Origin of the sequence: Actinoplanes sp. NPDC051494, assembly GCF_044454705.1 — a bacterium.
Classification (GTDB): Bacteria; Actinomycetota; Actinomycetes; order Mycobacteriales; family Micromonosporaceae; genus Actinoplanes.
In genome coordinates this window covers 31866-46507 of the sequence record NZ_JBITDZ010000011.1, presented here as the reverse complement: position 1 = coordinate 46507, position 14642 = coordinate 31866, and the positions used below count along the sequence as shown (strand labels likewise).

Sequence of the window (14642 nt, the reverse complement as noted above, 5' to 3'; positions counted from 1 at the left end):
GCTCCCCTTCCCATGCTCAGGGGCGACGCTAGTTACGGGGACGTTGCACGGACGTTGCAAGCCCGTACTCGACGGCGAGCTGGGTGATTCGTTCCGCGGCCTGGAGCCGGGCCGGCGCACCTGGTGACAGGCAGGCGGCATAGGCCTCCCACATCTGCAGGTCCTCCGCGCCCCACGAGGTGGCGAGCCAGCTCCTGATCAGGTCGCCACGGCCGGCCGCGAGGACCGCGGCGCGCAGCCGGGAGTCGAGCAGACCCCGCAGCCGGATCACCCCGGGCGCGTCCGAGGACGGCAGCAACGGACCGGCATAGGCCGCGAGTGCCTCACCGACCAGCCCCTTGTCCAGCAGCCGGGTCACGGTCAGGAAATCCGCCGCCAGGTCACCGCGCACCCGGTAGGGCCGGGAATCCAGGAGCTCCGGTCCGAGGATCCGGCGCAGCCGCGACAACTCAGCGCGTACGGTCACCGGGTTGAGGTCGTCGGTGTAGAGATCGACGGTCAGTTGCTCGCCGCTGCGCCCATCGGGATGCACCAACAGCAGACAGAGAAGCTCCGAGTGGCGAGGGCTCAGCCGGATCTGCTTCCCGCCGATCGTCAGCAGCGCGTCCTCCCGCCCGAGCACGGACAGGGTCGCGGTCGCCGGGGTGCTCCGCATCAGGAAGGCCTCCGCCGCGAGCGCCGTGGCCCGCACCAGCGCCAGGCTGTGCGGATGGGCAAGATGGTCACCGCCGGTCAGGTCGACCGCGCCGAGCAGCCGCCCGGTCACCGGGTCGTGGATCGGCGCCGCGGCGCACGTCCATCGCTGCACACCCCGGGTGAAATGCTCGGTCGCGAAGATCTGCACGCAGTGGTCGACGGCCAGGGCGGTCCCCGGCGCGTTCGTCCCCGCATGCGCCTCGTCCCAGCGGGCTCCCGGCACGAAATTCATCGACTCCGCGCCCCGCAGCACCCCGGTATGTCCCTCGACCCACAACAGCCGGCCATGGGCATCGCAGACCGCCATCAGATGGGTGCCGTCCTCAGCGAGCCCACCCAGCAGGTCCCGGAAGATGGGCAGCACCCGGGCCAGCGGATGTGCCGCCCGGTAGGCCTCCAGGTCGCCGTCGCTCAGGTCGATCGGCGCCGTACTGTCCGGGCTGACGGACGCTCCGGCCGACCGCCGCCACGATTCGGCGACCACCGACCGGAGGCCGGCCCGGGGCCCGCGCTGCTCCTCTTTTCCGCCCGTCTGGGTCGGCCAGGAGGTCAGGAACTGCTCGTGGGCACGGCCGACCTCACTGATCCGTTCCGCGGGATCGGCACCGAGATCGAGGGCGAGCCAGGGATTGGGCATGCCGTACCTCCAGTCATCTTTATCGTGACCCACGTCACCGCCGGCCACAACAGCCGCTCCTTTGTTCTACCGGCGGCCCGGAGCCGGGCCCGGAGTTGTCCACAGGCGGCTCGAGCGGTCGACCCGGGTTATCCACAGGCCCTCCGACGAGCCGGGTCACCGGGCTCCGACCGGCATAGGCTTGCCGCGTGGACTTTTATGTGGCAGGCGCGCCGGCGCACGGCGACGAAGAGGTGACGGTCACCCATCCCTATGACGGCCGGGTCGTCGGGCACACCAGTTGGGCCAAGGACGACCAGGTCGAGGCGGCGGTCGCGGCGGCGGCAGCGGTGGCGGACGAGGCGGCGGCCCTGCCCGCGCACGTCCGCGCGGCGGCCCTCGACCATGTCTCGAGACGCCTCGCCGAGCGTCGTCAGGAGATCGGCGAGCTGATCACCGCGGAGAACGGCAAGCCGCTCAAGTGGGCGCTGATCGAGGTGGACCGCGCCGTCTCGGTGTTCCGCTGGGCGGCCGAGGAGGCCCGGCGGTTCGCCGGCGGGGTGCAGCGCCTCGACACCGACGCCGGCGGCACCGGACGGATCGCCCTGGTCAAGCGAGTGCCACGGGGCCCGGTCCTGGGCATCTCGCCGTTCAACTTCCCGCTCAACCTCGTCGCCCACAAGGTCGCCCCGGCGATCGCGGTCGGGGCGCCGATCGTGCTCAAGCCGGCCCCGGCCACCCCGCTGACCGCATTGTTGCTGGGCTCGATCCTCGCCGAGACCGACCTGCCGGCGGGCATGTTCTCGGTGCTGCCCATCCCCAACGACCGTGCCGCCGCTCTGGTCGCCGACCCGCGACTACCGATCGTGTCGTTCACGGGCTCCGGGCCGGTCGGGGCGCAGATCCGCCGCGCGGCCCCCGAGAAGCACGTGACGCTGGAGCTCGGCGGCAACGCGGCGGTCCTGCTCTGCGCCGACTACGGCAGCGACAAGGATCTCGACTGGGCGGCGCAACGCATCGCGACGTTCGCCAACTACCAGGCGGGCCAGAGCTGTATCGCGGTGCAGCGGGTGTTCGTGCATGAGGCACTGGACCTGCTCCCCCGCCTCATCACCGCGGTCGAGGCCCTGAAGACCGGCGACCCCACCGACCCCACGGTCGAGGTCGGCCCGATGATCAGCGAGGACGCGGCGAAACGCGTCGAGGTCTGGGTCGACGAGGCGGTGGCGGGTGGCGCCACCGTGCTGACCGGTGGCAAGCGTGCGGGCGCGACCTATCCCCCGACCGTCCTGACGGACGTCCCGGCGGATGCCAAGGTGATGACGGAGGAGGTGTTCGGGCCGGTCCTGGTCGTCTCGCCGGTGGCCTCCGACGAGGCCGGCTTCGCCGCGATCAACGACTCCGCGTACGGCCTGCAGGCCGGGATCTTCACCCACGACATCCAGACCGCGTTCGCGGCCCACCGTCGGCTCGACGTCGGTGGCGTGATCGTCGGTGACGTGCCCAGCTACCGCGCTGACCAGATGCCGTACGGCGGCTCGAAGGGCAGCGGTGTCGGGCGCGAGGGCGTGGCGAGCGCGATGGACGACTACACCGAGCCCCGGGTCATGGTGCTCACGGGGGTGGAAATCTGAGGTAGCTCTCCCCCATGTGTGCCACCCCTCGGTGCGCACGATCTTTTATGCGCCGGTGGCGACCATATTTCATTCCGTCCTTAGTGCTGCTTTCGCGGACGGAGATGTGGAGATGCGCAACCTCAAGGTGATGGTGACCGGCCTCGCGCTGGCCGGGCTCGCCGGCTGCGGCACGGCGTGGGCGTCGGAGAGCCGGCCCACCTGGGTGGCGCCGTCGTCCGCGTCCGCCGACCGGGCCGCCGACCGAGACGCCGGCCGAGACGCCGAGGAGCCCGCCGACAGCTCGACCGACGGGTCCACCTCCGACGGTCCTACCAGCGAGGGGCCCACCACCGACGGGTCGTCCGCGGATGGGTCGTCCACGGATGGGTCGTCCGCGGAGCAGCCGGGGCCGGACTCGCCTTCGGATGACACATCGCCCTCCTCCGGAAGCACGCCCTCCGCTTCCGAGGACGCCTCCTCCCTTTCCGAGGAGGAGACGGCACCCGATCCGGAAAGCTCGCCGTCGGAAGCGGCGACCTCGCACCCGGCTTCCGCTCACCACGGCGGGCCGGCGAACAGCTTGATGAAGACCGGGGAAGCGGGCGTGGCGCTGACCTTCGACGACGGCCCCGACCCGGTGCAGACGCCGAAGCTCCTGGACCTGCTGGCCGAGGAAGGGGTTAAGGGCACGTTCTGCCTCGTCGGTCAGCAGGCCGCGGCCCATCCCGACCTGGTCCGGCGGATCGCGGAGGAGGGTCACACGCTCTGCAACCACACGTGGAACCACAGTCTGACGCTTGGCAAGGAGAGCCCCGACACGATCCGTACCGACCTGGAGAAGACCAACGAGGCGATCCACGCCGCGGTTCCGGACGCCGAGATCACGTTCATGCGCGCGCCCGGTGGGAACTTCACCCCGGCCTTCGTCGAGGCGGCCACCGAGCTGGGGATGACCTCGATCTACTGGCAGGTCGACACCCGCGACTGGGAACACCCGGCCGGCGAGTCCGGCGACGCCCACGTAGCCCGCGTGATCAAGACGGTGAAGCAGCAGACCGGCGCCGGCTCGATCGTGCTGTCACATGACTTCGGGCAGCCTGGGACCATCACCGCGTACAAGACGCTGCTGCCCTGGTTGAAAGAGCGCTTCGAACTGATCGCCCTGCGATGACCGGGTCAGTGGGACGGCGGGATGACGCGCAGGTGCCCGCGGCGGCCGGTCTGGTGACCCGGGAGGTTGTCGTGCTCCTCCGGGCGGGGCGGCGGGGCCGGGCGGCCCGCCTCACGGACGGCGTCGGCGAGCGCGACCAGGTCGTCCGTGGTCGGCGGCGGCGGGGCGAAATCACCGTCGTGGCGAACCAGTTCCCAGCCTCGGGGGGCGGTGAGGCTGCGGGCGTGCGGCTCGCAGAGGTCGTACGTGTGCGGCTCGGCGAAGGCGGCGAGGGGGCCGACCACCGCCGTCGAGTCGTTGTAGACGTAGGTCAGGGTGGCGACCGCCTGTCGGGGACAGCCGTTACGGGAGCAGCGCCGTGGGGACCTCACGGCGGCACGTTATCTCTAAGCGCGCGGATGCCGTCGCGACACGCCGATCCACCATGCATCACGATTTTGACATGGTGCTCCGACACGCCGTCCCAATGGGACGAAATTCCCATTCCCGCAACGCGCCCGACACAGCCTGACCACGGCCGACGCCGTTCGCGGGCTAGGCTGGCGGCGTGACTACCAGTCCCGACCGCCGCCGACCCGGCTCAGAGCCGGGTCGAGTCAGCTCAGAAACGAACCGGGCCGGCTCCGAAACGAACCGGGCCGGTGCAGACCCGGGCCGGGCCGCGCGCGCCGCGGGACCCGGTCGCCCCGCACGCCGCGATCGGCACGGGCGCGGGCTTCGTGGCCGGCTCGTGCCCGCCACCGTGCCGCTCGCCCGTACCAAGGCGGAGATCTTCGACGACCTTGTCCTGGACACGGTCGAAAGCCTCGAACGCCGATACGCCAAGGAACTGGCCGGCGTCGAGTTCGCCGTCGAGGACGTCCCGCCGGACCTGAACGTCTACGACTCCGACGTGCTCGAGGACGGCGAGGTGCCGCTGGCCCGCCTGCTGCCGGGCCGCCCCGGGCGCCAGGAACTCCCGCCGCGGATCGTGCTCTATCGCCGACCGCTGGAATTCCGCGCTATGGACCGGGAAGACCTCGCCGACCTCGTCCACGACGTGATCATCGAACAGGTCGCCAACCTGCTCGGGGTCGACCCGGACGAGCTCTCGTAACCCCACCCCCGGGGTGACAGCCCGCCCCTACCTGTTCAGCTCTCGTCACGTGCCCCCCGGCCTCGTTACGAGAGCCGCCAGGTCAAGCGACCCGGCGCTTGAGCTTCCGGCGCTCCCGCTCGGAGAGCCCGCCCCAGATACCAAATCGCTCATCGTGACCGAGTGCATACTCAAGGCATTCCGCCTTGACGTCGCAGCGGCCACAGATTCGCTTCGCCTCGCGCGTCGAACCGCCTTTTTCCGGGAAGAATGCCTCCGGATCAGTCTGCGAACAGAGCGCACGTTCCTGCCACTCGGGCGCGTCCCCGAGCAGGTCGACCCCTTCTACCTGCGCTTCCATCGGCGTGCCTCCTTTTCCGCGCCGGCAGCGATGCCAGCGCTGACCCCCCACGCACGCGGCGTGTTTCTTGCGGAAATGGAGCGGTTCGCGACGCCCCAATCCCACAACCCCACCGAAATTACACGCGTGTAAGACGTGCGTCGTCAAGCCGAACCTGATAAATAGGCCCGTTTCCGCGCGGCGCCGTCGTCACCTCACGGTCCCGTTCCAGCCCTATCTCTTTCAGCGGTCGCAAGGTAACGCTGAGTCGGCGCGTCGCGTCCAAATTACCCCAATTTGTGATCTAGCCACCACCTTGTTCCGGACCACCCGTGGTAAGGAACACCCCAACAGACCGATCAACGACACTTTCCAGCACGCGTACGGGACCATCGCGCGAAACCCCAGCCAAATCCCCCGTACGCCCGGCGGCATGCGGGCGACAGCGCATCTGACCGGTCGCAGTTGCCCGGGGGCAGTGGTCGGCCAACAGCTGCAGAGCACGCCGGACGTTACGGGGCGGCTGGGGCAGGGATGGCGTGGGCGGCGAAACCATCGTCCACCGCCATCCGAGCAGCGCGGATCTGTCCGGCCCTCGCGAACCGGCACGTGCGGACCTCGACGCCGCAGGCGCAGCGGTAAGGCTGGTCCACCGAGGAAGCAGCCGACTGATATCCGCAGGCCAGCGGGTAGCGCGGGGGGCTCGGTCCAAGTCGAGGCATCCCTGAATCAAGTCGGTACAGCGGGCCGGGCGGCCAAACCAGGCCGAGCCGGGCAGGCAGGTGGTCCGGCCCGAGCCGAGCCGGGCCGGGCCGGGCCGGGCCGGGCCGACTTGGCCGGGCGACGCGGGGTGGCGGTGGTTCTGCCTGGAGTGGGCTAACGGCGGCCGTAGGTTGTTGTTCGTTCCGCCGCGGGACGGCCTGCGCGGGCGGCCAGTTCCTTCAGCTCGGCGACCGTACGGGCGGAGCCGTTCTCGGAGCCGGCCATGCGGGAGATGGTCTCCTCCATGAGGGTTCCGCCCAGATCGTTACAACCCGCGTCGAGCATGGCGATGGTGCCCTCGTCGCCCAGTTTGACCCACGAGCATTGGATGTTGTCGATTCTGCCGTGCAGCAGGACCCGGGCCATCGCGTGGACCACCCTGTTCTCGCGCCAGGTGGGGCCGGGGCGGGCGATGCCGGCCAGGTAGATGGGCGCGTTGGTGTGGATGAACGGGAGACCGACGAACTCGGTGAAGCCTCCGGTCCGGTCCTGGATGCCGGCCAGGACGCGGAAGTGGTTCAGCCATTGCCGGGGATGGTCGACGTGGCCGTACATCATGGTGGAACTTGAGCGGATTCCTACCTGGTGAGCCGTCGTGACCACGTCGATCCAGGCGGAGGCCGGGAGTTTGCCCTTGGTCAGGACCCAGCGGACATCGTCGTCGAGGATCTCGGCGGCTGTGCCGGGGATCGTGTCGAGGCCGGCCTCGTGCAGCTCGGTGAGCCAGTCCCGGACGGAGACACCGGCTTTGGCCGCGCCGGTGACGATCTCCATGGGTGAGTACGCGTGGACGTGCATGTCCGGGACCCGTTTTTTGATGGCCCGCACCAGGTCCGCGTACGCGGTGATGGGCATTTTGGGGTCGATGCCACCCTGCATGCAGACCTCGGTGGCACCGTCGCGCCAAGCTTCCTCCGCGCGGTCCGCGACCTGGTCGACGGAGAGACGGTAGGCGTCGGCGTCCTTCTCGCGTTGCGCGAAGGCGCAGAAGCGGCAGCCGACGTAGCAGACGTTGGAGAAGTTGATGTTGCGGTTGACGACGTAGGTGATGTCGTCGCCGTTGACCTGTTTGCGCAGGCCATCGGCAATGCGGGCGAGTTCGTCGAGGGCCGGGCCGTCCGCGTTGAACAGTGCCATGGCCTGCTCCTCGTGCTCGGGGAGCAGGAGTTTCGCGGGGTCGCCGGACGCGAGGCGCAGGCCGGCGAGGACGTCCTTCTCCAGATGCACCGAGGAGTCGGTGGTGATGTGGGCGGCCACCTCGTCCCAGTCGCCGTAGACCGAGTCGAAGTCGCTGCGCCGGTCGCCGGTACGGCCCTCGGTGTCGATGGTCGCGTGCAGGTCGGTGCGGCCGGTCGAGTAGGCGTCGTCGGGCTCCTGCCAGGGCAGGCCGGTCGGAACAGCATCCTCGCGGGCCAGGCCGGACGGCTCGGACAGGGCGGCGACGTGCGCGGCGAGGCGGGGGTCGAGCCAGCCCTCGGTGCCGCGGCGGACGTACTCGGGATAGATCGTGAGGCGTTCGCGGAGCTCGAAACCGGCCGCGGCCGACATCTCCCGCAGCTGCTCGATCTGCGGCCAGGGACGCTCGGGGTTGACGTGGTCGGGGGTGACCGGCGACACGCCACCCCAGTCGTCGATGCCCGCGCGCAGCAACAAACCGTACTCGGAGTCGATGAGGTTGGGCGGGGCCTGGACCCGGGCGCGGGGTCCCATGATGACCCGGGTGACCGCCACGGTCGCCGCCAGTTCACGCAGCTCGGCGTCGGGCATGCCACGCATCGCCGTGTCCGGCTTGGCCCGGAAATTCTGGACGATGATCTCCTGGATGTGGCCGTACTCACGGGAGCTGCGGCGCATCGCGAAGATGGCGTCCGCCCGCTCGGCCCGGGTCTCGCCGATGCCGATCAGGATGCCGGTCGTGAACGGGACCCCGACCCGGCCCGCGTCGGCGAGCACCCGCAGTCGGACCGCGGGCTCCTTGTCGGGCGACGCATAGTGCGGCTGGCCCGGCTCGGACCACAGCCGGGTCGCGGTGGTCTCCAGCATCATGCCCATGCTCGGTGCGACCGGCTTCAACCGCTGCAGGTCGGCCCAGCCCATGACACCCGGGTTCAGGTGCGGCAGCAGGCCGGTCTCCTCGAGCACCGCGATCGCGCAGGCCCGTACATAGTCGAGGGTGGAGTCGTAGCCCCGCTCGTCGAGCCACTGCCGGGCCGCCGGCCAGCGCTCCTCGGGGCGGTCGCCGAGCGTGAAAAGGGCCTCTTTGCAGCCCTGCGCCGCACCCTCACGGGCGATGGCGAGAACCTCGTCGCGCTCCAGGAACGCGGCGGGCAGGCGGTGCGGCACCGTCGCGAACGTGCAGTAGTGACAGCGGTCGCGACACAGCCGGGTCAACGGGATGAAGACCTTCTTCGAGTACGTGACGACGCCCGGCCGCCCAGCCTCACGCAGGCCCGCGTCACGGACCCCGCCCGCGATCGCGAGCAGCTCGTCCAGGTGAGGCCCGTCGGCGGCCAAGAGCGCGCCGGCTTCCTCGGCGTCGATCGCCTTTCCCTCGGCGGCACGCTTGAGCGCACGGCGAATACTGGCTTCGGTCGGCGGTGAATCCACGGCTGCCACCCGTGCAGCCTAGGCCGGAATCAGATCGTCTGCGCTCGAGTCGACAGTGCTCTCAAACACGGCAAAATCACTGGCGGAAAGAACAAAAACGGCCCCGGCAACGTACGCTCGCGCGTCGCCACCGGGGTCGTCGGAAAGTTGTCAGTTACGGGGTGGGTCCTCGCGAACGATCTGGGTACGCTCGTCCGAGGGGTCGCGGGCCGAGATGACCTCGGTGGGCTCCGCGGTGGCGTAGGGATGGCCCGGTGACGGGGCGAACGGCCCCGGCGGGGTGCTGGCCGGAGCCGGCTGACCCGATGTGGGCTGCTCCAGGATCGGCTGGTCAGAGAATGACCGATCCGATCCCGGCTGACCCGATCCCGGCTGACCTGACGCCGACCAATCCGAACCCGGCGCGGGCGATGCCGGCGGGGTTGAGGTGGTCGGCGTGCCTGCGGTCGACGGGGCTGCGGTCGACGGGGCTGCGGTCGACGGGGCTGCGGTCGACGGGGCTGCGGTCGACGGGGCTGCGGTCGACGGGGCTGCGGTCGACGGGGCCTGGGCCGACGGGGTTGAGGCCGACGGGGTTGAGGCCGGCGGAGTTGAGGCCGGTGGAGTTGAGGCCGGTGCGGTCGGGGCGTTCGGGCTCGCGCCGGGTGAGCGGGTCACGGTGGGCTGCTGAGAGGTGGGTCCGCCCCAGGAAGGCGTCTGGTCCCAGTCCGCGGAGGGCTCGCCATGGCCGCCCTGATCGGACTGCGACTGGCCCGAGGAAGCGCTCCCCGCCGAGGACTGTCCCGGCGCCGGCTGGCCGGGGAAGGACTGGCCGGGGAAGGACTGGCCCGGGAAGGACTGGCCCGGGGAGAATTGGCCCGGCTGGCTTTGGCCGAGGGGAGGCTGGCCGTACTGCTGCTGACCGTAGGCAGGCTGGTCGTAGGGGGTCGCCTGGCCCGGCTGCAGCTGCACCCACCCGGGTTGACCACCGGACTGAGGTTGCCCATAGCCCGGCTGGCCCGAGGTGGGCTGACCGAAGGCCGGCTGGCCCGAGGTGGGATGTCCGTATCCAGGCTGGCCGAACCCGGACTGACCGTACCCAGGCTGACCGGGACCAGGCTGACCGGGACCAGGTTGACCGGGACCAGGTTGACCGGGACCAGGTTGACCGTATCCAGGCTGACCGTATCCAGGCTGACCGAACTCGGACTGGCCGGAGCCGGGCTGACCAGGACCGGGCTGACCAGGACCGGGCTGACCGAAAGTGGGCTGGCCGTAACCCGGCTGTCCGGAGGTGGGCTGACCGAAGCCGGGCTGACCGGGACCGGGCTGACCGGGACCGGGCTGACCGTAACCCGGCTGGCCGGGGGTGGGCTGGCCCCAGGGGGACGGGGGCTGCTGGCCCCACTGCTGGGCGCCGGGGTACTGGCCCGGGGCCGGCTGGGGCTTGGCGGGCCGGGGGGTGAAGTAGTGCTTTCGCCAGATCAGGAAGACCGCGTAGGCCGCCAGCGCGAAGACCGCGAGCCAAGCGGCTCGGACCAGGAGTTCTTCGAACGCTACCCGGATGCTGAAGCTGGCGAGTTTGACGATGGCGATGAGGAAACCGAAGACCACGCTGAAGAACGCGGCCACCGCATATTCCGCGAGGGCGACGATGGTCACCAGGCGGACCTGCGGGTGGCGGGGTTCGACCAGGTGGGCCAGGAGGACCGCCGCCAGCGGCATCAGGATTGTTTCGAGGTTGATGTAGCTGTAGAAGCTTTGCTGGGCCCGGGTGAGGAAGTCCAGGCCGATCCCGGACGGGACGAGCCGGATGATCGCCACGAAGAGCCAGATGGCGGGTGCGCCGATCAGTGCGTACACCGCCAGGTCCCGCAGCGGCCGGATGAGCCCGGCCACAGAAGCAGGGCCGGCCGCCACGGACGGGCCAGCCGCCACGGACGGGCTGGGCGGGGCTGAGCTGGGCTGGTCCGGTCGGGACCCGCCGGGCTGCGGCGGCGTACTGGTCACAGCGGCTCTCCTGGATTCGGGGACTCGGGGCAGGCGCGCCCAGCCTAGTCCCGATACTCACGTCACACCCGGCACCCACGGGCCGCGATCCGGCGCCGGGTGCGCAAGGATGGTCGGATGCGGATCGTGGTCCTGACCGGGGGGATCGGCGGCGCCCGGTTCCTGGTGGGTGTGCGCGCCCTTGCGCGACGAATCGGTGCTGACGTCACGGCGGTGGTGAATGTCGGTGACGATGTTCGGATGCACGGCCTCCAGATCTGCCCGGATCTGGACAGTGTGATGTACACGCTGGGTGGGGCCGCGGATCCTGACCGCGGCTGGGGGCGGGTCGGTGAGACGTGGGTGGTGAAGGAACAGCTCGCGAAGTACGGCGCCGAGCCGACCTGGTTCGGGCTGGGTGACAAGGACACCGCGACGCATCTGGTGCGCACCACGATGCTGTCCGCGGGCTATCCGCTCTCCCAGGTCACCGCCGCCCTGTGTGAGCGCTGGCAGCCGGGCGTCACGATGGTCCCGGCCACCGACGACCGGCTGGAGACGCACGTCGTCGTCGATGTCGAGGGTGAGCGCAAGGCGATCCACTTCCAGGAGTGGTGGGTGCGTTACCGCGGGAACGTGCCGACGCACCGGTTCGTCTTCGTCGGGGCTGAGACCGCGAAACCGGCCGCCGGGGTGCTCGACGCCATCGCCGCCGCTGACGTGGTGCTGCTCGCTCCCAGTAACCCGGTGGTGTCGATCGCGCCCATCCTGGCCGTACCCGAGTTGCGTGCGGCCGTGGCGAACGGCCCGGCGCCGGTGATCGGGGTTTCGCCCATCATCGACGGCTCGCCGGTTCGGGGCATGGCCGACCGCTGCCTGGCGACGGTGGGTGTCGAGGTGAGCGCGGCGGGTGTCGGTGGCCTCTATGGCGCCCGGGCCGACGGCGGGCTGCTGGACGGCTGGCTCGTGGACGAGACCGACGACAAGACCGAAATCCCGGGGGTACGGGTGAAAGCCGTGCCGTTGTGGATGAAGGACGAGGAGGCGACGTCCTCGATGGTCGCTTCGGCGTTGGATCTTGCGGGGGTGGCGTGATGGACGGCGTGGAGATCCTGCCGGTGCGGGGCATCGGTGACGTGACGGCCGGGGACGACCTGGCCGAGCTGATCACCCGTAACGCGCCGTGGCTGCATGACGGTGACGTGCTGGTGGTGACCAGCAAGATCGTGTCGAAGGCGGAGGGCCGCCTGGTCGAGGTCCCGGCGGACGGGCCGGAGCGCGACGAGGCCCGGGCCCGGGTGCTGGCGGCGGAGACCCGGCGGGTGGTGGCGCGGCGTGGTCAGACCTCGATCGTCCAGACGCACCACGGGTTCGTGATGGCCGCCGCGGGCATCGACGCGTCCAATGTCGACAAGACCCATCTGGTGCTGCTCCCGGTCTCGCCGGACGCGTCGGCGCGCCGGCTGCGGGCGGATCTCGCGGCGCGCGGGGTGCGGGTCGGCGTCATCGTGTCGGACACCATGGGCCGGGCATGGCGCAACGGGCTGACCGATGTCGCGCTGGGTGCGGCGGGCATCTCCCCGGTCCGGGACCATCGCGGCGAGATCGATCCGTACGGCAACGAGTTGCAGCTCACCGAGATGGCGGTCATCGACGAGCTGGCCGCCGCCGGCGAGCTGGTCAAGGGCAAGTGCGACCAGGTGCCGGTCGCGGTCGTGCGGGGTTATCCCGGTGCGGGTCTGCAGGACGACGGTCCGGGTGCCGCGGTGCTGCTGCGCGACGCGGGCAGCGACATGTTCTCGCTGGGCACCGCCGAGGCGCGGGCCTCGGGGCTCACGGCGGCCGCCACGCTGCGGGACGTCACGACCGACGTTCCCGCGCCGGCCGAGGCGGTGGAGCGGGCGATCGCGGTGGCGAAGCTCGACGGTGCTGTGCACGTACAGTCGCCGCAGACCTTGCGGTGCACCGCGCCGGACGCGTCACCGGCGGGCCTGATGCGGTTCGGCGCCGACGTGCATCGGCTGCGGGCCGCGCTCGCGGCCGAAGGGCTGGCCTCCGTGGTCGCCTATGACGAGGCGGGCGCGACGATCGCTGTTTCCGGAGCCGCCGCATGAGCCTGTTCGAGAACGCGGTCACCACGTTGACCGGCTGGCGGGCCCCATCGGACGTGGCGGAGCTGGCACGGCACCGTACGCTCGACCTGATGTCCGCCGGACCGGTTTCGATGACCCGGGCGCATCGGGCCGGGCACGTCACGGCCAGCACGCTGATCGTCGGCGAGGACCGGCGGGTGCTGCTCTGCCTGCACGGCCGGCTCGGTCTGTGGATGCAGGTCGGCGGCCACTGCGAGCCCGGCGACGGCACCCTGGCGGCGGCCGCGTTGCGGGAGGCGACCGAGGAGTCCGGGATCACCGGCTTGCGGCTCGACCCGGATCCGATCGACGTCGACGTGCACGCGGTGCGCTGTGCCCCGGCCGACGGTGAGCCGGCCGGGGAGTCCTGGCACTACGACGTCCGGTTCCTCGCGGTCTGCCCGGCCGGTGCGGTCGAGCAGATCAGCGACGAGTCGTCCGCCCTGGCGTGGTTCGCGGCCGGCGAACTGCCGTCCCCGCTGGCGAGCGGTGTGGTCCAGCAGTTCGCCCCGGCGTTCGCGAGACTTTAGATGTAACTGACCTTGCCGGTCGCTTTGAGCTCGTCGACCAGGGATTTGACTTCCTGGGCCCGGTCGCGCGGGACGACCAGCACGGCGTCCGGGGTGTCGACGATGATCAGGTCGCGGACGCCCAGCGCGGCGACGAGCCGGCCGGAGGTCGGCACCACCACGAGGTTCTCGGACTCGCGCAGCATGACCCCGGCGCTGGCCTCCGGGTCGTTGCCGACCACGACGTTGCCGGCGGCGTCGGCCGCGAGGACCTCGCCGAGGGTGTGGAAGTCGCCGACGTCGTTCCAGCCGAAGTCGCCGGGGACGGTGCCGACCCGGCCGGCCGCGGCCGCGCCCTCCATCACCGCGTAGTCGACGGAGATCCGCGGCAGGGTCGGCCAGATCTCGCCGATCACGTCCTCCCGGGCCGGGGAATCCCAGTCCTGCGCGATCCGGGAGATACCGGAGTGCAGTTGCGGCTGCTGGCGGGCGAGTTCGTTGAGGAAGACGTCGACCCGCCAGACGAACATGCCGGCGTTCCACAGGTAGTTGCCCGAGTTGACGTAGCCCTCGGCCACCTCGTACGACGGCTTCTCCTTGAACTCCTCCACCGCGAGCACCGGGCCCTCGCCGACCACGCTGCCGCACTGCACGTAGCCGTAGCCGGTCTCCGGGCGGGTCGGGGTGATGCCGAGGGTCATCAGCAGGCCTTCGCGGGCGCCGGCCATGGCCTGGCGGATGACCTCGATGAACCGGTCGCCGTCGGCGATGAGGTGGTCGGCCGCGAACGAGCCCATGATCGCTTCCGGGTCGCGGCGGGCGATGACCGCCGCGGCGAGCGCGATCGCCGCGCAGGAATCCCGCGGCGACGGCTCGACGAGGATGTTCTCCTCCGGCACGGCGGTCAGCTGACGGGACACCGCGGCGGCGTGCGAGACGCCGGTGACGACGTAGATCTGCGCCGCGTCCGTCATGGGCAGGAGCCGGTCGACCGTCGCCTGCAACAGCGACGCGTCCGTCCCGGTCAGCGGGTGCAGAAACTTCGGGTGACCAGCCCGGGACAGCGGCCATAGACGAGTACCACTGCCGCCGGCGGGGATGACGGCGTAGAGCCCACCCTGGTTCTCACTCATGCGCACGGAGTGTAGCG

Annotated in this window: 13 protein-coding genes; 8 read left to right on the top strand and 5 right to left on the bottom strand. The window is 70.7% G+C overall.

Features of this window, described 5'->3' with window-relative positions:
• Nucleotides 1–28 precede the first annotated feature (28 nt).
• The gene (locus ACIA6A_RS31370) at nt 29–1333 is read right to left on the bottom strand and encodes a GAF domain-containing protein (RefSeq protein ID WP_396101574.1); all 1305 of its coding nucleotides are present in this window, start codon (nt 1331–1333) and stop codon (nt 29–31) included.
• Between the two features lie 188 nt (nt 1334–1521).
• Between ACIA6A_RS31370 and ACIA6A_RS31365 the strand changes: the two genes are divergently transcribed.
• Both ACIA6A_RS31365 and ACIA6A_RS31360 read left to right on the top strand, forming a co-directional pair.
• Complete coding sequence (locus tag ACIA6A_RS31365) at nt 1522–2946, top strand: aldehyde dehydrogenase family protein (RefSeq protein ID WP_396101573.1); 1425 nt, start codon at nt 1522–1524, stop codon at nt 2944–2946.
• 112 nt (nt 2947–3058) lie between these two features.
• Entirely contained in the window at nt 3059–4099 is a 1041-nt protein-coding gene (locus ACIA6A_RS31360; protein ID WP_396101572.1) for a polysaccharide deacetylase family protein, read from the top strand.
• A 5-nt stretch (nt 4100–4104) separates the two neighbouring features.
• Here the strand turns inward: ACIA6A_RS31360 and ACIA6A_RS31355 are convergent, their stop codons facing one another.
• A complete protein-coding gene (locus ACIA6A_RS31355; RefSeq protein ID WP_396101571.1) occupies nt 4105–4470 on the bottom strand; it encodes a DUF3499 domain-containing protein in 366 nt (121 codons plus the stop codon).
• A 359-nt stretch (nt 4471–4829) separates the two neighbouring features.
• Here ACIA6A_RS31355 and ACIA6A_RS31350 point away from each other — a divergent pair, with 359 nt between their 5' ends.
• On the top strand, nt 4830–5195 hold the full coding sequence (locus ACIA6A_RS31350; RefSeq protein WP_184999260.1) for a metallopeptidase family protein: 366 nt from the start codon (nt 4830–4832) through the stop codon (nt 5193–5195).
• An 82-nt stretch (nt 5196–5277) separates the two neighbouring features.
• Here the strand turns inward: ACIA6A_RS31350 and ACIA6A_RS31345 are convergent, their stop codons facing one another.
• Together ACIA6A_RS31345 and ACIA6A_RS31340 are read right to left on the bottom strand one after the other, a co-directional pair.
• A complete protein-coding gene (locus tag ACIA6A_RS31345; RefSeq protein WP_015619224.1) occupies nt 5278–5535 on the bottom strand; it encodes a WhiB family transcriptional regulator in 258 nt (85 codons plus the stop codon).
• An 855-nt stretch (nt 5536–6390) separates the two neighbouring features.
• The gene (locus ACIA6A_RS31340; RefSeq protein ID WP_396101850.1) at nt 6391–8883 is read right to left on the bottom strand and encodes a bifunctional FO biosynthesis protein CofGH; all 2493 of its coding nucleotides are present in this window, start codon (nt 8881–8883) and stop codon (nt 6391–6393) included.
• 436 nt (nt 8884–9319) lie between these two features.
• Here ACIA6A_RS31340 and ACIA6A_RS31335 point away from each other — a divergent pair, with 436 nt between their 5' ends.
• From ACIA6A_RS31335 to ACIA6A_RS31315, 5 genes are all read left to right on the top strand, one after another.
• The gene (locus tag ACIA6A_RS31335; protein ID WP_396101570.1) at nt 9320–9553 is read left to right on the top strand and encodes a hypothetical protein; all 234 of its coding nucleotides are present in this window, start codon (nt 9320–9322) and stop codon (nt 9551–9553) included.
• A gap of 779 nt (nt 9554–10332) precedes the next feature.
• Nucleotides 10333–10821: a hypothetical protein gene (locus tag ACIA6A_RS31330; protein ID WP_396101569.1), complete on the top strand. Its 489-nt coding sequence runs from the start codon at nt 10333–10335 to the stop codon at nt 10819–10821.
• Between the two features lie 168 nt (nt 10822–10989).
• The gene (cofD, locus tag ACIA6A_RS31325; RefSeq protein ID WP_396101568.1) at nt 10990–11946 is read left to right on the top strand and encodes a 2-phospho-L-lactate transferase; all 957 of its coding nucleotides are present in this window, start codon (nt 10990–10992) and stop codon (nt 11944–11946) included.
• Nucleotides 11946–12965 (top strand): coenzyme F420-0:L-glutamate ligase, encoded by a 1020-nt coding sequence (locus ACIA6A_RS31320; protein ID WP_396101567.1) that lies wholly within the window; start codon nt 11946–11948, stop codon nt 12963–12965. The genes cofD and ACIA6A_RS31320 overlap by 1 nt, the downstream gene beginning before the upstream one ends.
• Complete coding sequence (locus ACIA6A_RS31315) at nt 12962–13513, top strand: NUDIX hydrolase (protein ID WP_396101566.1); 552 nt, start codon at nt 12962–12964, stop codon at nt 13511–13513. Before ACIA6A_RS31320 ends, ACIA6A_RS31315 begins: the two co-directional genes overlap by 4 nt.
• Here ACIA6A_RS31315 and ACIA6A_RS31310 read toward each other — a convergent pair.
• Nucleotides 13510–14625: a mannose-1-phosphate guanylyltransferase gene (locus ACIA6A_RS31310; protein ID WP_396101565.1), complete on the bottom strand. Its 1116-nt coding sequence runs from the start codon at nt 14623–14625 to the stop codon at nt 13510–13512. The genes ACIA6A_RS31315 and ACIA6A_RS31310 overlap by 4 nt on opposite strands.
• Nucleotides 14626–14642: the final 17 nt, after the last annotated feature.